This window comes from Pseudomonas sp. Ma2-10 (assembly GCF_054330215.1).
In genome coordinates this window covers 242,750-268,324 of record NZ_JBTEYL010000003.1, presented here as the reverse complement: position 1 = coordinate 268,324, position 25,575 = coordinate 242,750, and the positions used below count along the sequence as shown (strand labels likewise).

At 59.8% G+C, this 25,575-nt stretch carries 15 protein-coding genes and 8 pseudogenes; 10 read left to right on the top strand and 13 right to left on the bottom strand.

All coding sequences use genetic code 11. The annotated features are described in order from the left end of the window. Window positions 1-111: 111 nt before the first annotated feature. The 5 genes from ACXPVS_RS06285 to ACXPVS_RS06265 all read right to left on the bottom strand — a co-directional run bounded on the left by ACXPVS_RS06285 (window position 112) and on the right by ACXPVS_RS06265 (window position 4,771). A complete protein-coding gene (locus tag ACXPVS_RS06285; RefSeq protein WP_458509148.1) occupies window positions 112-1,227 on the bottom strand; it encodes a Gfo/Idh/MocA family protein in 1,116 nt (371 codons plus the stop codon). Window positions 1,228-1,377: 150 nt separating this feature from the next. Next, on the bottom strand, window positions 1,378-2,145 hold the full coding sequence (locus ACXPVS_RS06280) for an SDR family oxidoreductase (RefSeq protein ID WP_458509147.1): 768 nt from the start codon (window positions 2,143-2,145) through the stop codon (window positions 1,378-1,380). Window positions 2,146-2,193: 48 nt separating this feature from the next. Beyond that, complete coding sequence (locus tag ACXPVS_RS06275) at window positions 2,194-3,261, bottom strand: phosphotransferase family protein (RefSeq protein WP_458509146.1); 1,068 nt, start codon at window positions 3,259-3,261, stop codon at window positions 2,194-2,196. Window positions 3,262-3,405: 144 nt separating this feature from the next. After that, entirely contained in the window at window positions 3,406-4,365 is a 960-nt protein-coding gene (locus ACXPVS_RS06270; RefSeq protein ID WP_458509145.1) for a 2-hydroxyacid dehydrogenase, read from the bottom strand. 190 nt (window positions 4,366-4,555) lie between these two features. Beyond that, window positions 4,556-4,771 (bottom strand): hypothetical protein, encoded by a 216-nt coding sequence (locus tag ACXPVS_RS06265; protein WP_458509144.1) that lies wholly within the window; start codon window positions 4,769-4,771, stop codon window positions 4,556-4,558. A 142-nt stretch (window positions 4,772-4,913) separates the two neighbouring features. Here ACXPVS_RS06265 and ACXPVS_RS06260 point away from each other — a divergent pair, with 142 nt between their 5' ends. Next, the gene (locus ACXPVS_RS06260; RefSeq protein ID WP_458509143.1) at window positions 4,914-6,194 is read left to right on the top strand and encodes a serine/threonine transporter; all 1,281 of its coding nucleotides are present in this window, start codon (window positions 4,914-4,916) and stop codon (window positions 6,192-6,194) included. Window positions 6,195-6,239: 45 nt separating this feature from the next. Further along, a pseudogene (locus tag ACXPVS_RS06255) lies at window positions 6,240-6,676 on the top strand (SulP family inorganic anion transporter); the annotation flags it as partial. 173 nt (window positions 6,677-6,849) lie between these two features. Here the strand turns inward: ACXPVS_RS06255 and acnB are convergent. Then, window positions 6,850-9,459: a bifunctional aconitate hydratase 2/2-methylisocitrate dehydratase gene (acnB, locus tag ACXPVS_RS06250; protein WP_458509301.1), complete on the bottom strand. Its 2,610-nt coding sequence runs from the start codon at window positions 9,457-9,459 to the stop codon at window positions 6,850-6,852. A 408-nt stretch (window positions 9,460-9,867) separates the two neighbouring features. On the opposite strand from acnB, the gene ACXPVS_RS06245 reads away from it, so the two are divergent. Continuing rightward, window positions 9,868-10,338: a DUF1289 domain-containing protein gene (locus tag ACXPVS_RS06245; protein WP_458509142.1), complete on the top strand. Its 471-nt coding sequence runs from the start codon at window positions 9,868-9,870 to the stop codon at window positions 10,336-10,338. Between the two features lie 49 nt (window positions 10,339-10,387). On the opposite strand, the gene ACXPVS_RS06240 is transcribed toward ACXPVS_RS06245, so the two are convergent. Beyond that, a complete protein-coding gene (locus ACXPVS_RS06240; protein ID WP_458509141.1) occupies window positions 10,388-11,251 on the bottom strand; it encodes a universal stress protein in 864 nt (287 codons plus the stop codon). A gap of 160 nt (window positions 11,252-11,411) precedes the next feature. Here ACXPVS_RS06240 and miaE point away from each other — a divergent pair. The 4 pseudogenes from miaE to ACXPVS_RS06220 all read left to right on the top strand — a co-directional run. Continuing rightward, window positions 11,412-12,014, top strand: a pseudogene (miaE, locus tag ACXPVS_RS06235) (tRNA isopentenyl-2-thiomethyl-A-37 hydroxylase MiaE); the annotation flags it as partial. Between the two features lie 207 nt (window positions 12,015-12,221). Further along, window positions 12,222-13,037: pseudogene (locus ACXPVS_RS06230) on the top strand (LysR substrate-binding domain-containing protein); the annotation flags it as partial. Continuing rightward, a pseudogene (gene aguA / locus ACXPVS_RS06225) lies at window positions 13,037-14,040 on the top strand (agmatine deiminase); the annotation flags it as partial. The pseudogenes ACXPVS_RS06230 and aguA, both read left to right, overlap by 1 nt. Window positions 14,041-14,042: 2 nt before the next feature. After that, a pseudogene (locus ACXPVS_RS06220) lies at window positions 14,043-14,632 on the top strand (hypothetical protein). Here ACXPVS_RS06220 and ACXPVS_RS06215 read toward each other — a convergent pair. From ACXPVS_RS06215 to ACXPVS_RS06200, 4 genes and pseudogenes are all read right to left on the bottom strand, one after another. After that, complete coding sequence (locus ACXPVS_RS06215; RefSeq protein WP_458509140.1) at window positions 14,607-15,257, bottom strand: DNA-3-methyladenine glycosylase family protein; 651 nt, start codon at window positions 15,255-15,257, stop codon at window positions 14,607-14,609. The pseudogene ACXPVS_RS06220 and the gene ACXPVS_RS06215 sit on opposite strands and share 26 nt — an antisense overlap. Window positions 15,258-15,261: 4 nt before the next feature. After that, on the bottom strand, window positions 15,262-16,065 hold the full coding sequence (locus ACXPVS_RS06210; protein WP_458509139.1) for an isocitrate lyase/PEP mutase family protein: 804 nt from the start codon (window positions 16,063-16,065) through the stop codon (window positions 15,262-15,264). Window positions 16,066-16,108: 43 nt separating this feature from the next. After that, window positions 16,109-16,318, bottom strand: a pseudogene (locus ACXPVS_RS06205) (methylated-DNA--[protein]-cysteine S-methyltransferase); the annotation flags it as partial. A 32-nt stretch (window positions 16,319-16,350) separates the two neighbouring features. Next, a pseudogene (locus ACXPVS_RS06200) lies at window positions 16,351-16,692 on the bottom strand (EamA/RhaT family transporter); the annotation flags it as partial. A gap of 25 nt (window positions 16,693-16,717) precedes the next feature. Between ACXPVS_RS06200 and ACXPVS_RS06195 the strand changes: the two are divergent. From ACXPVS_RS06195 to putA, 3 genes and pseudogenes are all read left to right on the top strand, one after another. Beyond that, window positions 16,718-17,287 (top strand): annotated as a pseudogene (locus ACXPVS_RS06195) (acetyl-CoA C-acyltransferase); the annotation flags it as partial. A 540-nt stretch (window positions 17,288-17,827) separates the two neighbouring features. After that, complete coding sequence (gene putP, locus ACXPVS_RS06190) at window positions 17,828-19,294, top strand: sodium/proline symporter PutP (RefSeq protein WP_458509138.1); 1,467 nt, start codon at window positions 17,828-17,830, stop codon at window positions 19,292-19,294. 95 nt (window positions 19,295-19,389) lie between these two features. Further along, on the top strand, window positions 19,390-23,292 hold the full coding sequence (putA, locus tag ACXPVS_RS06185) for a bifunctional proline dehydrogenase/L-glutamate gamma-semialdehyde dehydrogenase PutA (RefSeq protein WP_458509137.1): 3,903 nt from the start codon (window positions 19,390-19,392) through the stop codon (window positions 23,290-23,292). A gap of 285 nt (window positions 23,293-23,577) precedes the next feature. Here the strand turns inward: putA and ACXPVS_RS06180 are convergent, their stop codons facing one another. Both ACXPVS_RS06180 and ACXPVS_RS06175 read right to left on the bottom strand, forming a co-directional pair. Then, a complete protein-coding gene (locus ACXPVS_RS06180) occupies window positions 23,578-24,018 on the bottom strand; it encodes a hypothetical protein (protein ID WP_458509136.1) in 441 nt (146 codons plus the stop codon). A 271-nt stretch (window positions 24,019-24,289) separates the two neighbouring features. Next, complete coding sequence (locus ACXPVS_RS06175) at window positions 24,290-25,555, bottom strand: MFS transporter (protein ID WP_458509135.1); 1,266 nt, start codon at window positions 25,553-25,555, stop codon at window positions 24,290-24,292. Window positions 25,556-25,575 lie beyond the last annotated feature (20 nt).

Below are 25,575 nucleotides of genomic sequence, written 5' to 3'. Positions count from 1 at the left end.
CAGGTGACCCGGCAAACGACGCTTACTCGTTGCGTGACTCAGTAAGCGTCCATCTGTTCACGTTGAACCGCCAGCGGCGCCGTGCTGCTGGCAGGTGTCTGCGCGTTTCGCTCAGACCTCCTCGATCCTGACCCACCGCGATTCCTGTGCTGCCAGTCGAATGGCCGTCGCCAGGCGTTCGACTTCCCACGCTTGCTCGAAGTCCGTTCCGCCCTGGCCGACCCCGGCCAACGCCATCACCAGATCATGAACTTCGAGCGTCTTGAGTTCGTTGTAACCCAACTGATGTCCTGCCGCCGGGCTGAACGCCGCATAGCCGGGCAGACTCGGTCCTGCCAGCAAACGCTGGAAACCGTCGTGACCGGCACGAAACAGACGCAGTTCATTCAGGCGTTCCTGATCGAATACCAACGTCCCTCGGGTGCCGCTGATTTCAAAACTCAGGTGATTCTTGTAGCCGTGCTTGAGCCAACTGCTGCTGAACGTGCCCCGGGCGCCATTCGCAAACCGCAATAAGGCGTGGACCTGATCGTCGACCGCGATACTGCGTTGTTCCGGGCTGCCGGCCGTGGCGGGACGTTGCCGGTGTACGGTCTGGGTGTCGGCGCTTACGGCTTCGACATCGCCCACCAGATAGCGGGCCATGGCCAACAAGTGACTGCCCAGATCGGCCAGTGCACCACCGGCATGATCGGCATCGCAACGCCACGACCAGGGTGACGCGGGATCGGCCATGAAGTCCTCGCTGAATTCACCCTGGAAACTGATGATCTGACCCACGTCGCCGTTTTCAATCAGCTGCCGGGCGAGCGCGATCATCGGATTGTGCTGATAGTTGTAACCCACCCGCGTCACCACGCCTGCGGCTTTGGCCGCCAGACGCATGGCGTCGGCCTGTTGCAGATTCACCGCCAACGGCTTTTCGCAATACACCGGTTTGCCGGCGGCGAGGGCGGCCATGGCCATGGGGTAGTGCAGGTGATTGGGCGTGGTGATGGCGATCAGATTGACCTTGGGGTCATCGATCAGTTGCTGCCAGTCGCTGTGACCGGTGTCGAAACCCCAGGCATCGGCGCAGTGGCGGGCACGCAGCGGATCAGCATCGGCCAGGGCGGCGAGTTTGAGCTTGAGGGGCAGTTCGAAAACCGCACTGACGTTGCGAAACGCCAAGGCATGGGCGCGGCCCATGAAACCTGTGCCGATGAGTCCGATACCGAGTTCGCGCATAGCCGGGGTCCTTTTGGGTTTTATTTTCAGGAGGGGCTATTAATGGAATAAAAGTTCCTTATTTGCAAATAGTGGAATTAAAGTTCCTTTTCGTGAAGCCAAAAAAGAAGGCAGCCCTAAGGCTGCCTGTTGTACATCCGGTACATCGGATCAGGACAAAAACCCACCATCCACATTCAACGAAACCCCCGTGGTGTAACTCGACGCATCACTGGCCAGATACAACACCGCTCCCGCCATTTCACTCGGGTCCGCCACACGCTTGAGCGGAATCTGTTGCAACGCGGTGTTCAAAATAGCCTCGTTTTTCACCAGCGCCGAAGCAAATTTGGTGTCGGTCAGACCCGGCAGCAGCGCATTGCAGCGAATGCCGAACTGCGCGCATTCCTTGGCGAACACTTTGGTCATGTTGATGACCGCCGCTTTGGTCACCGAGTAGATGCCCTGGAAGATCCCCGGCGAGATGCCGTTGATCGAGGCGACGTTGATGATGCTGCCGCCGCCGTTTTCGCGCATCAGCTTGCCGGCTTCTACCGACATGAAGAAGTAGCCGCGGATGTTCACGTCGACGGTTTTCTGGAAGGCGCTGAGGTCGGTGTCCAGTACGTTGCAGAACTGCGGGTTGGTCGCCGCGTTGTTGACCAGAATGTCCAGACGCCCGAATTGTTCGCGGATGCCGGCGAAGACCTGGCTGATCTGATCCATTTCACCGATGTGGCAAGCCACGGCAGTGGCTTTGCCGCCGGCAGCGATGATCGCGTCAGCCACGTGCTGGCAGCCGTCGAGTTTGCGGCTCGAGACGATCACATGGGCGCCTTGCTGGGCCAGCAGTTTGGCGATGGCTTCACCGATGCCGCGGCTGGCGCCGGATACGAATGCGATTTTGCCGTCGAGGTCGAACAACTGAGTCTTGGACATGGTTTTTCCGTGTTGTTGGGGCCAGGGAAGGTAATCAGAGCCGGGCGATCAGAGGCTGGATTTGGAAATGACTTGCAGGCTCATCTGCTCCAGCAGTTTGTTCATGTGAATGAACTGCGCGAAGCGTTTGTCCTGGGTCTGACCATGGAAGAAGCGGTAGTAGATCTGCTGCACGATGCCGGCCAAGCGGAACAGGCCGTAGGTGTAGTAGAAGTCGAAGTTGTCGATCTGGATGCCTGAACGCTCGGCGTAGTAGTCGACGAACTCGCGGCGGGTCAGCATGCCCGGCGCGTGGCTCGGTTGGCGGCGCATCAGTTGCACCGGTGCCGGGTCGTCGGCTTCGATCCAGTAGGCGAGGGTGTTGCCCAGGTCCATCAACGGGTCGCCGAGGGTCGTCAGTTCCCAGTCGAGCACACCGATGATGTCCATCGGGTTGTTCGGGTCGAGGATCACGTTGTCGAAGCGGTAATCGTTGTGGACGATGCTGGAGGTCGGGTGATCGGCCGGCATCTTGTCGTTGAGCCAGGTTTTGACCCGTTCCCACTTCGGAGCGTCCGGCGTCAGTGCTTTCTCGTAACGATCGCTCCAGCCTTTAATTTGCCGCGCGACATAACCTTCGGGCTTGCCAAGGTCGCCCAGGCCATAGGCGTTGTAGTCGACCCGGTGCAGTTCAACGAATTTGTCGATGAAATTCTTGCACAGCGTTTCGATTGCCGCCGAATCCAGACCCAGTTCCGGCGGCAGTTCAGCGCGCAGGATGATCCCCTTGACCCGCTCCATCACATAGAACTCGGCACCGATCACTGATTCGTCAGTGCAGTGCACGTAGGCTTTGGGGCAGTACGGAAAACCATCCCGAAGTTGATTGAGGATGCGAAATTCGCGGCCCATGTCGTGGGCGGACTTGGCCTTGTGGCCAAAGGGCGGCCGACGCAGCACACACTCCTGTTCGGGGTATTCCAGCAAGTAGGTGAGGTTCGACGCACCGCCTGGAAACTGGCTGATCTGCGGCAAACCACTCAAGCCCGGAATGTGAGCCTTGAGGTAGGGGTCGATCAGGCTGGCATCGAGTTCTTCGCCGGTGCGGATACGGGTGGACTGGTCAGTAAGCGCCATGCTTATCCCTTCTGCTTATTTTGGAGGCCTGAGACTATTGGCTAATCTAATGCGCACGCCAGACACCCACAACCACGAACCGCCCTTATAGGTGAGCGTGTTGCCGGGCAATCATTGTTTTTGATACACCTGTTTGAATGGCGGTCAGATCATGCCGGTCGACGATGGCAGGGCAATCGGGGTCAATACCGGATTGCCGGTGAAGAACGCCACCAGATTGCGACCTACCAGCTCCACGGTGCCTTGAGTGGCTTCCGGGGACAAACCGGCGACATGCGGGGTGAGGATCACATTGGCCAACGCCTTGAAGGCATTGGGTACTTGGGGTTCTGTGTCGAAGACGTCCAGCGCCGCGCCGGCAATCCTGCGCTGCTCAAGCGAGCTGATAAGGTCTGCGGTGACGATTACACTGGCTCGGGCGATGTTGACGATGAATCCCTGGGGGCCCAAGGCGTCGAGCACGTGTCGGGTGATCAGGTGTTTGGTGCCCAGTCCGCCAGGGGTGGCGACGATCAAAAAGTCTGATGTGCGTGCCAGTTCCGTGGGCGTCGAGCAGAAGCTGTACGGCACATCGCTGCGATGCTGGCGGTTGTGGTAACTGATGGTCATGTCGAAGCCGTGGGCGGCGCGTTTGGCGATGGCTATGCCTACCGCACCGAGGCCCAGGATGCCCAGGCGCTTGCCCGCCAGGGACGGGCGCATGATTTTCGGCCATTCACCCCGGCGCACGGCGGCGTCGTAACGAGGAATGTCACGTACCAGAGATAGCAGCATCGCCATGGCATGGTCGGCGACTGAAGAGGAATTGACTCCGGCGCCATTGGTGACCGTAATGCCCCGGTTGGCGGCGGCTTGCAGGTCGACGTGTTCGTAGCCGGCGCCGATCACGCAGATGATCTTGAGATTGGGCAGGGCATCGATTTCTTCGGCATACAGGCCCAATGGGCCGCGGGTCAGCACCGCATCGATCTGCGCGCCATGGCGTGTAATGGCATCGGCGCGCTCGGCAGGTGTGGGAGCCAGAATCAGGTGAAAACCCTGATGCTCGAGAATCGGCAGGTAATCATTGATGGTTTCAACCAGTACCAGAACGGTTGCGGGCATGCTGGGCTCCTCTGGGCATCGGGAAGTCGGGGGCTCGAAAGTTTCTTCAAAACGTTGCTTCAAATTGCTGATTCCGCAACGGTTTGGCATTTACCAAAGATAGCAGGCTTGTGGCTTTCGACCTCAGTGTAGGAGCGTTCTATAGCGCTTACACATCTGCGGTGTTCAACACCTTTTGCGAAGGCACCGTTCAACGTCGCGTTATGGTGTTGTCCGAGGTGAGAAACGTCCGGGCTGCGTCGAGCATTTCATCGGACAAGGCATCACCCCGGGTTGCGCGGGCCAGGGTCAGGGCGCCGACCATCAGCGGTGCCAGCCTCTGCAACACTGCGTCCAGCCCTTGGGAGTAGGTCTGGTGCAGTCCGCTTTCAGCGGTTTCATGGCACATAATGGATCTGATCCGCATAACCACTCCTCAGCTAAGTCTTTGCTTCTGCTCATTAATCCCGGACAATCGCGCCCCTGTTTCGGCCAGGGCGCTGCCTGTCGGATTTTTCCGACTCGTCCTGACCGGGTAGCAACTGACCGGAATGCGGAGATCCCACCGGATGAATGATCAGGCCAATAGCGTCGACGAACGCTATGTATCGGCGGCACCAGCGACGCTTGAGCGCTGGAATCGTCATGACACCACCTGGATGCTGGGCCTGTTTGGCACGGCCATCGGGGCTGGCACGCTGTTTTTGCCGATCAACGCGGGTCTGGGCGGTTTCTGGCCGTTGCTGATCCTGGCGGCGTTGGCGTTCCCTATGACGTTTTACGCACACCGTGGCCTGACACGTTTTGTGTTGTCCGGACGTGAAGGCGCGGACATCACTGAAGTCGTGGAAGAGCACTTCGGGATCAAGGCTGGCGCGTTGATCACCTTGCTGTACTTCTTTGCGATCTTCCCGATCCTGCTGATTTACAGCGTGGCCTTGACCAACACCGTGGGCAGTTTCCTCGAGCATCAACTGCACATCATGCCGCCACCGCGTGCCGTGCTGTCGCTCGTGCTGATCCTCGGCCTGTTGGCGGTGGTGCGTTGCGGCGAGCAAGCGATCATCAAGGCCATGAGCCTGATGGTTTATCCGTTCATTGTTGCGCTGCTGTTCCTTGCGGTGTTCCTGATTCCTCACTGGAATGGCGGCATCCTCGCGACCGCGTCAACACTGCCAGAGCCATCGGCACTGCTGCACACGTTGTGGCTGGCGATTCCGGTGATGGTGTTCTCGTTCAACCATTCACCGATCATCTCGGCGTTCGCGGTGGACCAGAAGCGTCGCTATGGCGATCACGCCGAAGAGCGTAGCTCGCAGATCCTGTCCCGCGCCCACGCCTTGATGGTGGTGATGGTGCTGTTCTTCGTGTTGAGTTGCGTCCTGACCCTGTCGCCGGCGCAGTTGGCTGAAGCCAAGGCGCAGAACCTGTCGATCCTGTCGTACCTGGCCAACCACTTCAGCAACCCGACCATCGCCTTTGCGGCGCCGTTGATTGCATTTGTGGCCATTTCCAAGTCATTCCTCGGTCACTACATCGGCGCCAGCGAAGGTCTGAAAGGTCTGATCGTGAAGAGTGGCAAGCGCCCGGCACCGAAGACCCTGGATCGCATGACTGCCGCCTTCATGCTGGTGGTTTGCTGGATCGTTGCCACGCTGAACCCGAGCATTCTCGGGATGATCGAAACCCTCGGTGGCCCAATCATCGCGGCGATCCTGTTCCTGATGCCGATGTACGCGATTCGCAAGGTTGCGGCCATGGCGCGTTATCGCGGTCAGGCTTCCAACGTCTTCGTGACGGCGGTGGGCCTGGTGGCGATTTCAGCGTTGATCTATTCGCTGACTGCCTGAGCACCACGCTGATCGGTGGAGGAAAACGCCGCTCATCTCACGATGGTGGCGGTGCTGGCTGCTGCCACCGCCACGCTGGCCAATGGTGACTCGGGCCTGGGCATGTCCCTGGCGATCGGTCTGGTGCTGGTGACGGCTGGGTTTTTTCTGCTGGCCGGACTGTTCAAACTCGGTAGCGTGACGTCGTTTATTGCCAAACCGGTGTTGCGAGGCTTTGCCTTCGGCGTTGCAGTGACGATCATCTTCAAGCAAGTAGCGAGCATCGTCGATGTGCACTTGAACAATGGCACCTGATCCGTTTCGTGCCGCAACTGCTTGAGCAATTACCGCAGTGGAACCGGGCCGGCGCGCTCGTGGCGGCCGTGTCCTTGTTGGTGTTGTGGCTGTGCGCGCGGGTCAGGCGTTTGCCGGGAGGTTTACTGGTGGTGGCGCTCGGCATCGCGGCCGGCCAATGGCTGAACTTGCCAGACTATGGGGTGAAGCCAAAGCGGTGTTGTCACTGTTGCCGTCGCAGGAACTCGCGCAGGTGATACTCAGTGGCTTGAGCGTCGACGGCGCAGTGCAACAAGCGCTTCAGGCAAGCGGGCACCTTTCACAGGCATAAAAAAACGCCGCTCATCTCACGATGGGCGGCGTTTTTTATTGCGTTGCAGCGTTAGGCTTGAACGACCGGGATGTTGGCGTTCGCAGCAGCTTCACGGAACTCGGCGATCTGGTCGAAGGACAGGTAGCGGTAAACATCGGCCGCCATGCTGTCGATCTTGCCAGCGTATTCCATGTACTCCTCGACGGTCGGCAGGCGACCCAGGATGGAAGCAACAGACGCCAGCTCGGCCGAAGCCAGGTAGACGTTCGCGCCGTCACCCAGACGGTTCGGGAAGTTACGGGTCGACGTCGACACAACGGTCGAGTTCGGCTCTACACGTGCCTGGTTACCCATGCACAGCGAGCAACCCGGCATTTCCATGCGAGCGCCGGCCTTGCCGTAGATGCCGTAGTAGCCTTCTTCGGTCAACTGGTGAGCGTCCATTTTGGTCGGCGGCGACAGCCACAGACGGGTTGGAAGCTGACCTTTGACCTGTTCCAGCAACTTACCGGCAGCGCGGAAGTGGCCGATGTTGGTCATGCACGAACCGATGAACACTTCGTCGATCTTCTCGCCAGCAACGCTGGACAGCAGACGGGCGTCGTCCGGATCGTTTGGCGCGCAGAGCACAGGCTCTTTGATGTCGGCCAGGTCGATTTCGATGATTTCAGCGTATTCCGCGTCAGCATCGGCAACCATCAGCTCAGGGTTGGCAACCCAGGCTTCCATCGCTTGAGCACGACGTTCCAGGGTGCGCGGATCGCCGTAGCCTTCGCCGATCATCCAGCGCAGCAGGGTGATGTTGGAGTTCAGGTACTCGGTGATCGACTCTTTCGACAGCTTGATGGTGCAACCGGCAGCCGAACGTTCAGCCGAGGCGTCGGACAGCTCGAAAGCTTGTTCGATGCTCAGGTTGTCCAGGCCTTCGATTTCCAGGATGCGGCCGGAGAACGCGTTCTTCTTGCCTTTCTTCTCAACGGTCAACAGGCCAGCCTGGATCGCGAAGTAAGGAATGGCGTGAACCAGGTCACGCAGGGTAACGCCCGGTTGCATCTTGCCTTTGAAGCGCACCAGGATCGATTCCGGCATGTCCAGCGGCATAACGCCGGTGGCAGCAGCAAACGCAACCAGACCGGAACCGGCCGGGAACGAAATGCCCATCGGGAAACGGGTGTGGGAGTCACCACCGGTACCGACGGTATCCGGCAGCAGCATGCGGTTCAGCCAGCTGTGGATGATGCCATCGCCCGGACGCAGGGAAACGCCGCCGCGGGTCATGATGAAGTCTGGCAGGGTGTGGTGGGTGGTCACGTCGATCGGCTTAGGGTAAGCCGCGGTGTGGCAGAAGGACTGCATCACCAGATCGGTCGAGAAGCCCAGGCATGCCAAGTCTTTCAGTTCGTCACGGGTCATAGGACCGGTGGTGTCCTGAGAGCCGACGGTGGTCATTTTCGGTTCGCAGTAGGTGCCAGGACGAACGCCTTTGCCTTCTGGCAGACCGCACGCCTTGCCGACCATTTTTTGTGCCAGGGTGAAACCCTTGCCGGTGTCGACAGGTGCTTCAGGCAGTTTGAACAGATCGGTAGGGCCCAGGCCCAGTTCGGCGCGCGCCTTGTCGGTCAGACCGCGACCGATGATCAGCGGGATACGGCCGCCAGCACGAACTTCGTCCAACAGCACCGGGGTCTTCATTTCGAAGGTGGTCAGGACTTCGTCAGTGCCGTGTTTGCAGACTTTGCCAGCATGCGGGTACAGGTCGATCACGTCGCCCATGTTCATGTTGGTGACGTCGAATTCGATTGGCAGTGCGCCGGCATCTTCCATGGTGTTGTAGAAGATCGGAGCGATTTTGTTGCCGAAGCAGAAACCGCCAGCACGCTTGTTCGGGATGAACGGAACGTCATCGCCGAAGAACCACAGCACCGAGTTGGTGGCGGATTTACGCGACGAACCGGTACCGACCACGTCACCGACGTAGGCGATCGGGAAGCCTTGACCACGCATTTCTTCGATGTGCTTCATCGGACCGGTAACGCCCTGGGCGTCAGGCACGATGCCTTCACGGGCCATTTTCAGCATGGCGAGGGCGTGCAGCGGGATGTCCGGGCGGGACCAGGCGTCCGGAGCAGGGGACAGGTCGTCGGTGTTGGTTTCGCCGGTGACCTTGAACACGCGCAGGCTGATCTTGTCGGCAAGCACAGGACGGTTTTTGAACCACTCGCCGTCAGCCCACGACTGGATCACGCCTTTGGCATGCTCGTTGCCATTCTTGGCTTTTTCCGCGACGTCGTGGAACGCATCGAACATCAGCAGGGTGTGCTTGAGTTGAGCCGCAGCAACAGGGGCCAGTTCGGCGCTGTCGAGCAGGTCGACCAGGGTCACGATGTTGTAGCCGCCCTGCATGGTGCCGAGCAGTTCAACCGCGCGCTTCTTGTCGATCAGAGGGGAGGTTGCTTCGCCTTTGGCCAGGGCAGACAGGAAACCGGCCTTTACATAGGCGGCTTCGTCCACGCCAGGTGGAATGCGATTGGTGATCAGGTCAACGAGGAAAGCTTCTTCGCCAGCCGGGGGATTCTTCAGCAGCTCGACCAGGCCTGCAGTTTGTTCGGCGTTTAGCGGCTGGGGAACGATACCCAGTGCTGCACGCTCTTCGATATGTTTGCGGTAGGCTTCAAGCACAGTTATTACCCTCATCAGTGGTCCCAAATGGGTGTCCGGGACGCTCATCCCGAAATTGCCGTACTCATGCGCTGCGTGGCGTTGTGGGCCACTTAGCCAGAATTACCGACAATTCCTTACAGAAGCTGCTTTCAAAGTTTTACGCCTGCAGAACGGGGAGCTGATGAGGGTTGGCGTTGGGCTTTTCCCCGCTGGAAAAACCCTTCGCCAACACCGCTCTGAAGGAACGACTGTGCTCGTGACGCTTTGAAAACAGCTTCTAACGGACATTGGCGCCTTAAAAGGCTGGCTGATTCTACGGCAAAAAAAAATTAAAGGTAAGTTAGGCCCTGAACTTTGAGGGGTGATGAATGTTAGACAAAGGGCTAACATGCCGACCTGTTTTGCTTTCCCGTGCTCTCCCAACCTATGCCCAATCAGACCATCAAAACTCCCTGCGTCGGCCTCTGCTCCACTGTTTACGGTGATTTGGTGTGCCGAGGCTGCAAGCGTTTCCACCATGAAGTGATCAACTGGAATGGTTACAACGAGGAGGAAAAGCGTGCGGTGTGGCTGCGTCTTGAGCTGCTGCTGTCCCAGGTGATGGCGAGCAAGCTTGAAGTTTTCGATCCCCAGCGCCTGCGTCTGCAACTGGAGCAGCGCAAGATCCGTTTTGTGCCGCATCAGTCGGAATATTGCTGGGCGTATCAGTTGATCGCCCGGGGCGCGCGGGTCATCAACAACCTGGAAGCCTACGGGATGGTGCTGATGCCGGAGTTTCGCTACTGGAACCTGCCGGAACTGCGAGATGCCATTGATCGGGAGTTCTTTTTGCTCTCCGAAGCCCATTACCAGCGCTACATTGCGCCGGGGTTCCTAAAAGACGCCTTCGGCGCCTAAAAGCATCGTCGGAGCGCTCGCGATGGCGATCTGACCGGCACCGCAAATCTCAATGCTGAGTCACGATCTCCTCCAGATGATCCATGATGGTATCCGGCTTCAGCACCAGCACATCGCTCTCCACCGCATCCAGCACCACCTCCGCCGTATTTCCGATCAAGGCCCCTGACAAGCCGGACCGCGCCACGGTGCCGATTACTGTCACCGCCACCTGCAGCTTGTGGACCATGAACGGAATCAACACATCCGCCGGACCTTCCTCGATATGCAAGTGCTCGTCATCAATGTCGAACTCGGCCTGAAACGCCTTGCACTGTTCGCGATAGCGCGCCTCGATGGTTTCGCTGAGCTGTAACGTCGGGTCGGCCGCCGACAGCATCGGCGATGGATGGGCGCTGACCACGTGCAAATGAGCCTTGGCCAGGCTGGCAATGTCGTAACCGTGATTGACAATACAAGTGTGCAAGGTGCGGTGTTCACCATCGGTATTACCGACATCGATCGCCGCCAGAATGACGCCGCCGGTCCAGGGTTTCGAGGTTTTGACCAGCAGTACCGGCGTCGGGCAGTAACGAAGCAGTTTCCAGTCCGCCGGGGTCAGCAGGGCTTTTTTCAGAGGACTGTCGGGGTAATGCTGTTTGATCACCAGTGCGCAACCTTCAGCCTGCTGCACATCGACAATGGTTTCGTGCAGGCTTTCGTTCCAGGCCTGCTCGGTGGTGACGCTGTAGCCGTCCTCGATCAGCGCGGCCTTGAGCACGCCTAACATGCCGCTGTGGTCATGCTTGCGGTCGCAGACCAGCAGATGCAGATGAGCCTGGGTCACACCGGCAATCAATTTGGCCCGTTTGAGCGCCAGGCTTTCCGAGTCTTCAGGTTCGAGGACCACCAGGATGCTGCGAATGGCTTGCATGATCGGGATCTCCATGAAATAAAAAATACTGCGTTGGACAACTATAGTTGCTGGCCGGCTATTCGGGACTTGATGTATATCAACGGTCGCGACTGGTGGTCTGCCGGCAGGCCGGTATAATCGGCGCCCTTCGATTTTGAACCTCTTATCCGTGAGCCCCATGATCCTTCCCGACATTCACGAGTTCCTCGGCTGCCGCACCCCCGACGGCTGGGTTCAGGCCGCGTTGGCTGATCAGGAAACCCTGCTGATCGATCACAAAAACTGTGAATTCAAAGCCGCCAGTACCGCGTTGAGCCTGATCGCCAAATATCACTCCCACGTCGAACTGATCAACTTGATGTCGCGTCTGGCCCGGGAAGAACTGGTGCATCACGAACAGGTCATGCGCCTGATGAAAAAGCGCAAGATCGAACTGCGTCAGCTGTCTGCCGGGCGCTACGCTTCGGGCCTGCGCAAAGTGGTGCGCAGCCACGAGCCGGTCAAACTGGTGGACACCCTGGTGGTCGGCGCGTTTATCGAAGCCCGCAGTTGCGAGCGTTTCGAGGCGCTGGTGCCGCATCTGGACGAAGAACTGGGGACGTTCTACTTCGGTCTGCTGAAAAGCGAGGCGCGGCATTTCCAGGGTTACCTGAAACTGGCCTACCAGTACGGAGACGCCAAGGACATCGCCCAAGTGATCGACAAGGTCCGCGCCGCCGAGCAGGCGCTGATCGAGTCGCCAGACGTGGAGTTTCGTTTCCACAGCGGTATCCCATGCGCTACGCACGCCGATTGCCCGGCTGTCGTTCCAGCTCGATCAACTCAAGCAGCAACCCGATCTGGCCCTGCGGTTAAAAGCTGAGGTTGAGTTGATCTGTTGAGTGCGTTGAGCATGGCGAATCCCTGCGACGATGAACGATAACGCGGTCCCACTGGACGCGCACTGTCCGCCGGGTCAGCGTGGCGCCTCGAAATCGGGACCTTGATCATGCGCCGACTGCCTTCTTTAGCAGTACTCAGAACCTTCGAATGCGCCGCTCGCCACGCCCATTTCGGTCGGGCGGCGGCGCAGTTGTGCGTCACCGACAGTGCGCTCAGTCATCAGATCCGCCAGCTCGAAGAGCAATTGGGCGTGACGTTGTTCGTCCGCGAAGGCCGGCAGATTCGCCCTACGATGGCTGCCGGGCGCCTGATGCAACGTTTGCAACAGGCCTTCGAACTGATCGGCGACGCCTGCGATGAGCTGCGCGATCCGTCTTCGCTGGCCGTGTTGCGTTTGGCGGTTACGGCTGAGCTCGCGCAAAAGTGGCTGATGAGTCGGCTCACGGATTTCTACGCGCGCTATCCGCACATCACCTTGCACCTTTACGAACAACCGATCGACGCCACGGCGCCGGGTGAAGACATCGATCTGGCGATCACTTATGGCACCGGCCCCGTGGGCAGCAGCGCGTACTTCGTCAGGCCGTTGCCGGCGTTGCAGTTCTTTCCAGTGTGCAGCCCCGGTCTGTTCAACCAGGGTACGTTGAAAACCCCGAAGGATCTGGCGCGTCACTGCCTGTTGCACGACGATCAGGACGGCAAGACCTGGACCGCCTGGCTCACCAGCCACGCCGGCGATCAGCGCCCCGAACGGCAGTTGTATTTCGCCCATGCGGGTTTGGCGCTGGAAGCAGCGGCGCAAGGGCAGGGTGTGGCCATGGGCGATAACTTGACCGCGCAGGAGGATTTGCTCAGCGGTCGTCTGGTCCGGCCGTTCACCTCAAGCATGACGGCGCTGGGCCAATATGCGCTGGTGTGTGAGCCAAGCCTGCGCAGAAAGTCTGGGTGCAGATCGTCACTGCCATTTCCCACAGCGAACCGGTCACCGTATGCGCGTCTGCCTCGCAGTTTGCCACGGCTCGCCGCCAGTTACCGCCTCAGGTGCGTGTGGTGGAGATGACCTGTAACGACACCTGGTTCCGCGACAGTGGCCCCTGCTTTGTGGTCAGCGACGACAGCGGTGAGGTGCGCGGCGTGGACTTCGAGTTCAACGCTTACGGTGGCCTCGATGGCGGCCTCTATTACCCGTGGGACAAGGACGATCAGATCGCCAGCAAAATCCTCGAAATCGAACGGTTCGACCGCTACCGCGCACCGCTGATCGCCGAAATGGGCGGCATCCAGAGCGACGGCCAAGGCAGCATTCTCACCACCGAACAGTGCCTGCTCAACCGCAATCGCAACCAGCATTTGGGCAAGGAAGAAGTCACCCGGCGATTGACCGATTACCTCGGCGCCGAGCAAATCATCTGGCTGCCACGGGCTGCAAATTCGACGAAACCGACGGCCATGTCGACGATCTCGCCTGCTTCGTGCGTCCCGGTGAAGTAGTGCTGCAATGGACCGACCATCGCGATGATCCGCAATGGGAAATCTACCAGGAGGCCTACGACATTCTGCGCAGCAGCCGCGACAGCCGTGGCCGCGAGCTGAAAGTGCACAAGCTGCCGCAACCGGATGTGCTGGAATGGACCGCTGAGGAAGCCGAAGGCCTGGATCAGCAAGACAGCACGCACACCCGTCAGGCCGGGAGCAAAATCTGCGCCTCGTATATCAACTATTACGCCGGTAACTCCTCGATCGTGGTGCCTTTGTTTGGTGATCGTAATGATCAGGCGGCAATGGCGACCCTTGCCGAACTGTTCCCGCATCACAAAATCGTCGGTATCGAAAACTCCAGGGAAATCCTCCTCGGCGGCGGCAATGTCGCCTGCATCACCATGCCGCAGTACGCAGGCAGTGCCTGCAACAAAAAGGGCATTTGAAAATGGGCCTGCACAAACTGACTCAAGCATTACTGCTGGTGCTCGCGCCCCTGTGTGTGCAGGCTGCCAGTACCGCTAAACCGGTGGTCAACCTGTACATCTGGGGCGAGTACCTGGCCCCGGACACCCTGACCCGTTTCGAGAAGAAAACCGGCATCCACGTGGTGGCCGACCACTTCGATTCCCTGGAAACCGTAGAGACCAAACTGCTCACCGGCCATAGCGGCTATGACCTGGTGCTCACCGCCGGCCAGCATTTGTCCCGGGCGATCCAGAGTGGCGCGATTCAAACCCTGAACCGGCAGCAGTTGCCGCATTTTGCTGGGGTGGGTGACGAATTCCGCCAGCACATGGCGGTGTTCGATCCGGGCAATCGCTACGCCGGGAGGTGATTGCGCCAATCACGGACACCATCCATTACGCCAATGCGATTACGGCAGCGGACGGCTTGATTGATCCGGCGATTCGCAATGATCCGGGGACGTATCCGTCGGCCGAGGTGAGGGCTTCGTTGTATAGCAAGAATGACAATGGCAAGGCGTTTAACCGGGCGTTGATACGGGCGTTCAGTCGGTTGAAGTCGGGGTTATGATTGGAACAGACGGCTTTGGAACACGCCACAAATACCACGCCGCCACCGTCCGAAACGGACTCCACCCCAGCCCGATCTCAATCATTTGCTTGCGATTGGGCTGCACCTCCAACCCCTTCATCCGCCGATACCCCTCACGCACCCCGAAATCATCGGCCGGCAAAATATCCGGCCGCTCCAGGCTGTAAATCAGCAACATCTCAACCGTCCAGCGCCCAACGCCGTGCAGGGTGATCAGGCGCTCGATCAGCGTTTCATCTTCCATGGCCAGTGCCGTGGCGTAATCCGGGATTACGCCGTCCAGCGTCGCTTGGGCAATGCCCTGAATGGTCGCGATCTTGCTGGCGGAAAACCCGCAACGGCGCAGTTGATCGAACTCAGTCGCGACAAGCTGTTCAGGCCTCGGGAACGCGCCCGTCCCAAACAATGCCAGCAGCCGACCGACAATCGCATCCCCGGCCTTCGCATGCAGTTGCTGGTAGGCAATCGCCCGCGCTAGCGACTCATAAGGATCCCGAGCCGCATGGGGCTGATGCAGGCAAGGGCCGATGGCGGCGATGTGTCGGTGCCAGTCCTCATCGATGGACGATAGAAACTCGGTGGCGGGCAGATAGGTGTCGGGCATGGGGTCAAACTTTCCCGGATGGCACCAACAGGGCGTTCACTTCGCCATAGGTGAAGGCCTTCAGTTCACGGCTGTCGAGTGTCCCTGTTTCCAGAAAGCTCTTGGCCAGTGCGCTCATGGCGCCATAAAGAAACTCGGCGATGCGTGAACCTGCGCTCAAACGGCGTACGCCGAGGGCCTTCAACGCTTCTGGCGACGGCAGGCCGGGCAGGCCGAGAACGTTGACTGGCAGCGTAGTGCCCTGGCAGAGCGCAGCGATCTCGTACTCGGCGGTGACCCCGGCAGCAAACAAACCATCGGCACCGGCGGCCTGATACAACGCGGCGCGCTTGAGCGTCTCTGCCACGCGATCTTCGGCGGGCACCAGGCTCTTGAGGTACACATCGGTCCGGGCATTAATGAACAGCTTCACATTTCGCCGATTGGCAACCTGCCGAGCGACTTCGATCTTGCGCACCAGCAACTCGGGAGGGGACGCACCGTCCTCGATATTGATCCCGACGGCCCCGGCGGCAATGACCGCATCAATGACGTCGGCAACCCGCGTCAGGTCATCGCAATAACCGGCTTCGATGTCCACGGTCAGCGGTACCGAGATCACCCGGGCGATGGCCTCGACCGTCGATACCAGGCGCTCAAGGGGCAGGGCGTTGCCGTCCGGATAGCCGTGAGCCCAGGCGACTGCCGCGCTGCTGGTGGCGATGGCTTTACAGCCCAACTGTTCCACGATGCGCGCCCCGGCGGCGTCTGCGACGTTGGTGAGGATCAGCAAGCCCTCGTGGTGCAGTTGGTGGAATGGTGTGTCCATTGAATGCCCATCCTTATGACTTTTTGAAGAATACAAAGAGTGATCAGAACGCGAGTTGTTGCGTGACGTAAACCGTGGCTTTTTCCAGCCTGAGTAGAAACGCCTTGCGCGGTTGTCCTCCACCATAGCCGGTCAGCGAGCCGTCTGCGCGGATCACCCGATGACAGGGCACAACAATCGAAAGGCGGTTGTGCCCGCTGGCCAGGCCCACGGCGCGACTGGCGCCGGGTTTGCCCAATCGCCCAGCGATGGCCGCCGCGTCCAGTCATTCGTCATGAAGACTGCCTAATGGTTATGTCGGTGATGGATGTCCGGAAAGTGTGGATGGCTGTGGCGCAGCGGCGTGTGTTCATGTTCGTGGCTGTGGGGCTCGGTTCCGTCCCACTGAAACGAATGTTCATGTTGATGATGCTCGTCATGCACGTGGCGATGAGCATGCTTGAGCGCCTCATGTTGATGCTCATGGGCATGACTTTCCTTGAGGTGAATCCATACCCCAAGGCCCATCAACAGCGAAGCGGCCCAGAACGTCAGTGTGACGGGCTCATTCAGCAAAAGGATGGCAATCGTCGCGCCAAGGAAAGGTGCCGTGGAAAAGTAGGCACCGGTACGCGCAGTGCCCAGGCCAGCTTCGATGCCTACCTGCTGAGCCAGTCATCAGCGGACGATTGCGGCGCAACAAGCGAACTGGCTGGCCCCCTAAATCGTTGCCGTGCGGCATCAGTCGTTTGAACTGGAAGGCTATCAGCCACGCAGTATCGGCCTATCACGCGGTGTCGACACGGTGAGGCCCGGAAACATCGCGGCCCTGGTCGGCCGCGCTTCGGCCTGTCGGGCTACACCGTTGGCCTGGCTGCTGGCCAGCGCCGTGGAGGGGGTGGCGCCAGAGTTCATGGGCATTGGTCTTGCACCGGCGATTCGCCTGCTGTCGCAGCGCAGCGGCTTGAGCCTGGGTCAGATCGACCGCTTTGAAATCAACGAAGCCCAGGCCGCCCAGGTACTTGCGATGGCTCAGGAACTGGAACTGGATTGTTCGCGCCTGAACGTCCAGGGTGGTTCGTTGGCACTCGGTCATCCCTTGGCCGCCAGTGGTTTGGGTCTGATGCTGACCTTGGCCCGACAAAGGCGTGAGCACAATCTGCGTTACGGGGTCGCCGCGGCCTGTGTCGGCGGTGGGCAGGGCATGGCGCTATTGATTGAGAACCCCGGCTGGCGTGCCTGAGGTTTCGTCGACCTGTTTATGATCACGGATAACCAGAGCTTTCTACCGATGACCGCTTCAAGCGGTGGACGCAACAGATTGGCTAAATCGGTCAGCGGGCGTTTCGCCGTTTAGTGTTTTTCGCGGGCGGCTATTTAGCTGCCTTGCTACTTCATTGAGTGTGGCTTGCGAATGTCCCCGTTCGCCGCTGCCGTCCGGTAAGTCTGTAAATCTTGCCTATAGTTAAGAACACCTGCTCGCCGCAGAGGTGCTGTTGTAGTCCAAGTCGGATATCTGAGATGAGGCCCATGGGGCATCCAATCCTTCATCTGCATGGGCATAGGCGCGTTGAGGTTTCAGCCCGTCCGCAAGTGTTTCGGAACCATTGCGGGTTTATCCGGTTCGCTCTAGCGGTCGTGATGCACAACAACCTAAACATGAGGATGCACCATGGAACATTCACTCAGTTTCGTAACGTGGTTTTGGCTGATCGTACCTATGAGCGCAGTCGTACTACTGTCGCTAGTCACGTATCTAATGGGCGAGTGAGGAGCGAAGATCATGAATATGAGCACCCCCACCCTTGTGACCTTCGTTGTCTACTTGGTCGGTATGCTGATCATCGGCTTTGCCGCCTATCGGCTCACTGACGACTTGTCTGATTACGTGCTTGGCGGGCGTCGCCTCAGTCCCGGCGTTGCGGCGCTGAGTGCTGGCGCATCCGACATGAGCGGCTGGCTACTGCTCGGGTTACCCGGCGCTTTCTATCTTTCGGGCATGAACCAGGCGTGGATCGCCGTGGGTCTGACGATTGGCGCCTATCTGAATTGGCAGTTCGTTGCTCGCCGATTACGTGTCTACACCGAGGTTGCCCGGGACTCGATCACCGTGCCCGACTACCTTGAGAACCGTTTCCATGACAGCAGCAAGGTGTTGCGACTCATGTCGGCGTTAGTGATTTTGGTGTTCTTCACCTTCTACACGTCCTCAGGCATGGTCGCCGGTGCGACCTTGTTCGAAAAGAGCTTCGGTATGGAATACAGCGTCGCCCTCTGGGTGGGAGCGATTGTGATCATCTCCTACACCTTTCTTGGCGGCTTCCTCGCGGTGTGCTGGACCGACTTCGTGCAGGGCATACTGATGCTTCTTGCCTTGCTCATGGTTCCGATCGCGGTGATCAGTGCTGACGGTGGCTGGGGCAACACGGTGGCGAAGGTGGCGACGATCGATCCGTCACGCCTCGACATGTTCCACGACATGACGCTGTTCGGCATCGTGTCCTTGATGGCCTGGGGGCTGGGCTATTTCGGCCAGCCGCATATCGCCGTGCGCTTCATGGGCCTGCGCAGCTCGAAAGACATGCCCATGGCCAAACTGATTGGCATGACCTGGATGGTACTTGCCATTTACGGCGCGATGTTCACAGGTTTCGCCGGCATCGCCTACTTCGCCGATCAGCCGTTGGCGAATCCGGAGACGGTGTTCATCACCCTGTCGCAGTTGCTGTTCAACCCTTGGGTAGCGGGCGTGCTGTTGGCAGCGATCCTGTCGGCGATCATGAGCACGATCGACTCGCAGCTGTTGGTCTCCTCGAGCGCACTCACCGAGGACTTCTACAAGGCCTTGATCCGGCCTAATGCCAGCCAGTCTGAGTTGGTGTGGATCGGCCGCGGTACGGTGATTCTGATCGCCTTGCTCGCCGTGTTCATGGCTCGCGACCCCGACAGTACGGTGCTCGGCCTGGTTTCCTATGCCTGGGGCGGATTCGGCGCAGCATTCGGGCCGGTGATCATCCTGTCGTTATTCTGGAAGCGCATGACCCGCAACGGCGCGCTCGCCGGCATGATCGTCGGTGCGGTCACGGTGATTGTGTGGAAGCAGATCGAGGGCGGCATGTTCGACATGTACGAGATTCTTCCCGGCTTCATCTTCTGTGCGCTCACGGTTGTCGGGGTAAGCCTGTTGAGCGAGCCGCCCGTTGCGGTCCAGGACGAATTCGACTCCTTTAAAAAGACCCTTCACGATTGAGTAACGTTTACGACGGCTAACGTCTCCGCGCCTGCTTCGGTTATAGCGAGGCCGAAGCGCAGCTTCCGCTCCAGACTTCAGGTGAGGACGAGACCATGAGCTTAGAGGCTCCCCCACAGCAAGCCGATGCGCTGCGCAGCAAGATCGACGCTCATTATCGCGCCGACGAAACCGCCTGCGTGACGGCGCTGCTTGGCCAGTTTGACCTGACGGTCGAGGCGGCGGCTCAGGTGCGTATTCAGGCCACTGCCAAACGCCTGGTCGAAGGTGTGCGCGCCCAATCCAAGGGGGGTATCGACGCCTTTCTGCACCAGTACGGCCTGTCTACACAGGAGGGGATCATGCTCATGTGCATCGCCGAGGCGCTGTTGCGCATCCCCGATGATGCCACCCAGGAAGCGCTGATCCGCGACAAAATGTCGACTGCCAACTGGGACGCACACCTCGGTCGCAGCAAGTCGATGTTCGTCAACGCCTCAACTTGGGCATTGATGCTCACCGGGCGGGTCGTCGGCCTGCGCGGGGTCAAGGGCAAGACGGCAGGTGGGGTGTGGCGCCGGCTGGTTGCCCGGCTCGGGGAGCCGGTAATCCGCGAGGCGGTGAATCAGGCGATGCGCTTCATGGGCAAGCAGTTTGTCATGGGCCGCACGATTGACGAGGCGCTCGAGCGAGCCAAGGCATTCGAACGCAAGGGCTACAGTTATTCCTATGACATGCTCGGTGAAGCCGCACGGACGATGGCTGACGCCGATCGCTTCTTCGAGTCCTACCGTGGGGCGATTGCCGCCATCGGCCGCGTTTCGGGCGGCAAGGGCATTCATGCCGGGCCGGGCATCTCGGTCAAGCTGTCGGCGCTGCACCCGCGTTACGAACTGTGGCAGGAACAGCGGGTCATGGATGAGCTGGTGCCGCGCATGCACGCGCTCGCAGTCGAGGCCGCCAAGCTTAATATCGGTCTCAACATCGATGCCGAGGAGGCGGCGCGGCTGGACATCTCGCTCGACGTCATCGAGGCGATTTCCGGCTCCCCGGAGCTCAAGGGCTGGGATGGTTTCGGCGTCGTGGTACAGGCTTATCAGAAACGCGCGCCCTTTGTTATCGACTGGCTTGCTGACATGGCGCGCCGCCACGGTCGCCGTTTGATGGTGCGCCTGGTCAAGGGCGCCTACTGGGATGCGGAAATCAAACTGTCGCAGGAGCTGGCACTGCCCGACTATCCGGTCTACACGCGCAAGGTCAACACTGACGTGGCCTATCTCGCTTGCGCGCGCAAACTGTTGGCGAATCGCGATGTGTTCTATCCGCAGTTCGCTACCCACAACGCCCACTCCATTGCTTCTGTGCTCGAGTATGCCGGCGACAAGAGTGGGTTTGAATTTCAGCGCTTACATGGCATGGGCGAGGAGTTGTACGAGGGTGTAGTGGAGGACCCGCGCATCGGCATGCCGTGCCGTATTTATGCGCCGGTCGGCGGACACGAGGATCTGCTTGCTTATCTGGTGCGCCGGTTGCTGGAAAATGGTGCCAACAGCTCATTCGTCAATCGCATTCAGGATGAGTCGCAACCGGTAGAAGCGATCATCGCCGACCCGATCGCCCAAGTGCAGGCACTGACCGACATCCCGCATCCGCAAATTCCTCAGCCCCGTGAACTCTACGGTCCAGGACGGAAGAACTTCGCCGGGCGCGACTTGTTCGATCGCGCGACCCTACACGAACTGGCCGCTACGATGGCGGCGGCTGAGCAGGGCAACTGGACGGCCGGGCCGATTATCGACGGTGAAGAACCCCAACGCAGCGCATGCGATGTGCTTAACCCGGCTGACCGCAGCATGGTCGTTGGCCAAGCGAGCGAGGCCACCAATGAGGACGTCGAGCAGGCTCTGGCGAGCGCCCAGCGCAGCGCATCCGCCTGGGCCGCTACCCCAGTCGCTGAGCGCGCTACAGCGCTGCGTCGAGTCGCCGACCTGATGGAGCAGGAGGCGCCGCAGCTGATGGCCATCACGGTGCGCGAGGCGGGGAAGACACTCGCGGATGCGCTTGCCGAGGTGCGCGAGGCCGTCGATTTCTGCCGCTACTACGCGCTGCGCGCCGAGCATGACTTTGGCCAGCCGGTGCGGCTGCGCTTGCCGGCCGATAGCGGCCACACGGCGCGCCTGCATGGTGGCGGAGTGTTCTGCTGCATCAGCCCATGGAACTTCCCGCTGGCGATCTTCGCCGGTCAGATTGCCGCAGCGCTGGTTGCGGGCAACGCGGTGGTGGCAAAGCCCGCCGAACAGACGCCGCTGATTGCCGCCGCTGCCGTGCGGCTGATGCACCGCGCCGGCATCCCGGCCGGCGTGCTGCACCTGCTGACCGGTGATGGCGCTCGCGTCGGCGGTGCGCTGGTCGCCGACTCCCGCGTGAGCGGGGTGTGCTTCACCGGCTCGACCGAGGTGGCGCAGTTCATCAACCGCACACTGGCGCGACGCGACGGCGTGCTCTGCCCGCTGATCGCCGAGACCGGCGGCCTGAATGCGATGATTGTTGACTCCAGCGCATTGCCCGAGCAGGTCGCCCGCGACGTCGTTATGTCGGCTTTCCAGAGTGCCGGCCAGCGCTGTTCGGCGCTGCGCGTGCTGTTCGTGCAGGAGGACGTCGCCGACAAGATGCTGAAGATGATTTGCGGGGCGATGGAGGAACTCAATGTCGGTGACCCTGCACTGCTGTCGAGCGACATCGGCCCGGTCATCGACGACGAGGCGAAGGGCCTACTCGAGAAGCACATCAAGCGCATGCGCGGCGAGGCCAAGCTGCTCAAGCAGGTCAAACCAGGCCCGAGCAGCGGCAGGGGCAGCTTCGTCGGACCGGTTGCCTTCGAACTCGACAGTCTGGCATGCCTCAAACGCGAGGTGTTCGGCCCAGTGCTGCACGTCATCCGTTTTCCCGGCGAGCAGATCGGCAAGGTGGTCGAGAGCATAAACGCCACTGGTTACGGACTGACTCATGGTATCCACACCCGTGTCGATGAGACCCGTGACCTGATCCTCGAGCAGATGCGTGCGGGTAACGCCTATGTCAATCGCAACCAGATTGGCGCGGTGGTCGGCGTTCAGCCTTTTGGCGGCGAGGGTTTGTCGGGCACCGGGCCAAAGGCCGGTGGGCCGCACTACCTGTTGCGCTTCGCCAGTGAGGTTGTCGATGGCGCAGCGCCGCCGCAGCCCGCTAATACCAGCGGCGCGGCACCGGCAATGGCGGGTGTGTCGCGTGAGCAACTGGCCCGTGCACTGGAACAGGCAAAGGCGGCAGCACCCGACTGGGCGGCGCGACCAGTCGCTGCGCGTTGCGCCTTGCTGGAAAAGGCGGCAACGGCCATAGAGGCAACAGCACAAGCCTTAGGTGGACTCGACCCCGACGGCGAACAAGGCATCCTCCGTGCGGCAGAAGCCCTGCGCTGCTACGCGGCACAGGCGGCAGCTGAGTTGGCCGAACCCACTGTGCTGCCCGGGCCCACCGGCGAGCGCAACGAACTGAGGTGTCCGCCGCGCGGTCTCGTAGCTTGCCTGGCGACCGCCGGCAGTGGCTTCGCCGCGCTCGCCGCAGAGAGTGGCGCGGCGCTCGCCGCCGGCAACAGCGTGGTGCTGTGGCACGAGGACGGGCGTGTGGCCAGCGAGCTGCAACGCCTGTTGCAGGCTGTCGGGGTACCGAAGGATGCGCTCGGTGCGTTGGCGGCCGGCACAGACGCGACCCTGAAGGACTTGATCGAAGACCCGCGCGTCGATGCCGTTGCCCTGTCTGGGCCGCACGCGCTAGCGAAGGCGCTTAACCGCACGCTGTCCGAGTGCGACGGGCCGATTCGGCCGCTGATTCCCTATGCGCTGAAAACCCACGCGGGCGGGGCCCCAGGTTGTCCGCTCGCCGGCAGCCCGGCCTACCTATACCGCTTCGCGCTTGAACGCGCGCTGAGCATTGACACCACAGCGTCGGGCGGCAACGCCTCACTATTCACGATGGAGTAGCCGACCCATTGCTGCCCTTCACGGCAGTCATTTATTGGCCAAAACTTGCCCGTTTTTAGGCCCCAAGCGCGAAATGGACAATTAGCGCATCCAGGCACGAAGAGCAGCGAACTCAATTGGGTTCGGATGGCGTAGTCGGGCGGCTAAAGATTCCGCTTCTTCTTGAGAAATGAAAGCGTTGACAATTTTCGGGATACTTCAAGGCCCAGCCTGGTAGTTCATGGCAACACACTGTCGACTGAAAAGAGCGTCAAGAAGTGCATAATCTGCGGGCAGTAGAGCCCTTTAGATCAATGCCACTTCACTTTTCAGCGCAACACTGAAGTCTGCGTTGGGCGGTAGCCAGGATAGATCGCTAGCAACGCGCACGTATTCCCTTGTCACGAACGAAGAGATATCGGCATGGGTAAGGGATGGCTGTGCAAAATGAAGTACCTGAGCAATCCCCGAAGCGCCGTTCTCCAATCGAACCACGCAGTAAGGCTCACCGCCGCCTGTAGCCGCAAAGGGTTGCTGGTCATCAGGATTAAGCCACTCATTGATTTCTCGCTCAGCCTGTTCGGCATCAAGCCATAGAAAATCTTCAAGGCTACTCAGTGCTGCCGTTGCTGGATGCGTATGTGCTATTCCCATGAGCGTCGCGAGGCGTTCAGGAAACTCAATGTCAATATTGCGCGCAAGCCTTTGAAAGGCCTCTACAACAGCGAGGTCTTGTCCATAACTCAAAGTGAAAGGCTCTGGGCATCAGTTAGCAGGGCGTTTGACGTTTCGGAATTCATCTCAGCTTTCCGGCCGTTTTCAAAACGCATCTTAGGTTGTTTCTGCGAGTCCCAAAAGGCGAGAGGTTGCGGACTGGCGGCGCCCGTCACTCGCCCATCACCACCGCGATTTCTAATGGGCGATCTGTTCCGGTAAGTTACGACGCTCAATTCCGGCGTTTTGACCAGGAGGAGGGATCGACGGAATAGACGATTCCTCCTGGAGTCCATGGCGATGATCAGGCTTGAGCCGCGCTCATCCCGCCCGTGGCCATGGATTTTTTGCGCACCGCTTGATAGAGCAGGCTGGACACCATGAAGCCCGCAATGGCCAGTATGCTCATCAGGGTGAAGACATAGTTGTAACCCTGTTGACCGGGGAAGTGGTCGAGGATTGCGCCATAGATGACGTAGGCAAACATGCCGGGTGCATAGCCGATCAGACAACCGATGCCGAAGGCCGAGCCGGTGATGTGCTGGGGAATGCCCACTTCACCCATGGGGGCCCAGAACACGCCGCGCATGGAGAACACGATCAGGGCGAAGGACAGGGTGGCGGCCATGCCCGCATAGATGAAGCCTGGGCTTTTCGGAATCAGCATGATCACGCCCATCAGCGGCAACAGGGCCAGGAATGCCCACTTCAGGTAGCGGCTGGTGCTCTTGAACTGCTTGTCGGCAATGAAACCGCCGGCAGGCCCGCCGAGGATCTTCAGGAAATACTGGTTGATGATGCCGTAGGCGCCCACCAACGCCACGGGCAACCCGTACATTTCCTTGAGGTAGGGAATGAAATAGGTCAGGCCGCAGTAGACGATGTAGACCATGAATACGTTGAGGCTGACCAGCCAGATTCCCGGTACCTTGATCGCTTCCATCAGGTTTGCCAGACCATTCTTCGGCTTGGCCACCGACTTCGCGTTGCCGCCCTTGAGCAGGAACCAGGTCAGGGTGCCGGCCACAATGTCGATGACCGAGTAAAACAGGATCGCCGACTTCAGACCGGTTTCGCCCGAACCCATGGCGACGAACACGCCCAGAGCGGAAAAGGCCACGAGTGTATCAACCACGCCACGCCCGCCTTCGAGTAGGCCGAACAGCCGGCCTTGCTCCTGATCGTCACCCAGGTTGCGGATGGCTTTGAGCAGCGATGGCCAGAACAGGCAGTCGGCACAGATGGCCAACAGACTGAACACGATCAGCAAATTGCTGAAGGGCGGAAAGGTCGCCAGGTAAAATCCCAGGCTACCGGTCCCGATCAGGCCGAGGGGGATTAGTTTGCGCGTGTCGTAGCGATCAGCGAGCAGGCCGCCAATCACAAACAGTGCCGTAGCGATGATCGCGTTGGCACTCAGCAGCATACCGATTTCAGTGTGGCTCAAGCCCATGAATTCCTGCATGGGTACATAGAAGGCGTCCTTGAGGTTCGCCAGCTTGTAGATGGTGCCGCCACCGAGGATGAGGATCAGGAATCTGAACCACTTTGCCTTGTTTTGAGTTGTCATTATTGTTCTCCACGCGTAAT

Excerpts from the sequence above, each read along its gene's own strand:
- ACXPVS_RS06285 (WP_458509148.1), bottom strand. The coding sequence starts at position 1,227 with ATGCGCGAACTCGGTATCGGACTCATCGGCACAGGTTTCATGGGCCGC.
- ACXPVS_RS06280 (WP_458509147.1), bottom strand. The coding sequence starts at position 2,145 with ATGTCCAAGACTCAGTTGTTCGACCTCGACGGCAAAATCGCATTCGTA.
- ACXPVS_RS06275 (WP_458509146.1), bottom strand. The coding sequence starts at position 3,261 with ATGGCGCTTACTGACCAGTCCACCCGTATCCGCACCGGCGAAGAACTC.
- ACXPVS_RS06270 (WP_458509145.1), bottom strand. The coding sequence starts at position 4,365 with ATGCCCGCAACCGTTCTGGTACTGGTTGAAACCATCAATGATTACCTG.
- ACXPVS_RS06265 (WP_458509144.1), bottom strand. The coding sequence starts at position 4,771 with ATGCGGATCAGATCCATTATGTGCCATGAAACCGCTGAAAGCGGACTG.
- ACXPVS_RS06260 (WP_458509143.1), top strand. The coding sequence starts at position 4,914 with ATGAATGATCAGGCCAATAGCGTCGACGAACGCTATGTATCGGCGGCA.
- ACXPVS_RS06245 (WP_458509142.1), top strand. The coding sequence starts at position 9,868 with ATGCCCAATCAGACCATCAAAACTCCCTGCGTCGGCCTCTGCTCCACT.
- ACXPVS_RS06240 (WP_458509141.1), bottom strand. The coding sequence starts at position 11,251 with ATGCAAGCCATTCGCAGCATCCTGGTGGTCCTCGAACCTGAAGACTCG.
- ACXPVS_RS06215 (WP_458509140.1), bottom strand. The coding sequence starts at position 15,257 with ATGCCCGACACCTATCTGCCCGCCACCGAGTTTCTATCGTCCATCGAT.
- ACXPVS_RS06210 (WP_458509139.1), bottom strand. The coding sequence starts at position 16,065 with ATGGACACACCATTCCACCAACTGCACCACGAGGGCTTGCTGATCCTC.
- putP (WP_458509138.1), top strand. The coding sequence starts at position 17,828 with ATGAATATGAGCACCCCCACCCTTGTGACCTTCGTTGTCTACTTGGTC.
- putA (WP_458509137.1), top strand. The coding sequence starts at position 19,390 with ATGAGCTTAGAGGCTCCCCCACAGCAAGCCGATGCGCTGCGCAGCAAG.
- ACXPVS_RS06175 (WP_458509135.1), bottom strand. The coding sequence starts at position 25,555 with ATGACAACTCAAAACAAGGCAAAGTGGTTCAGATTCCTGATCCTCATC.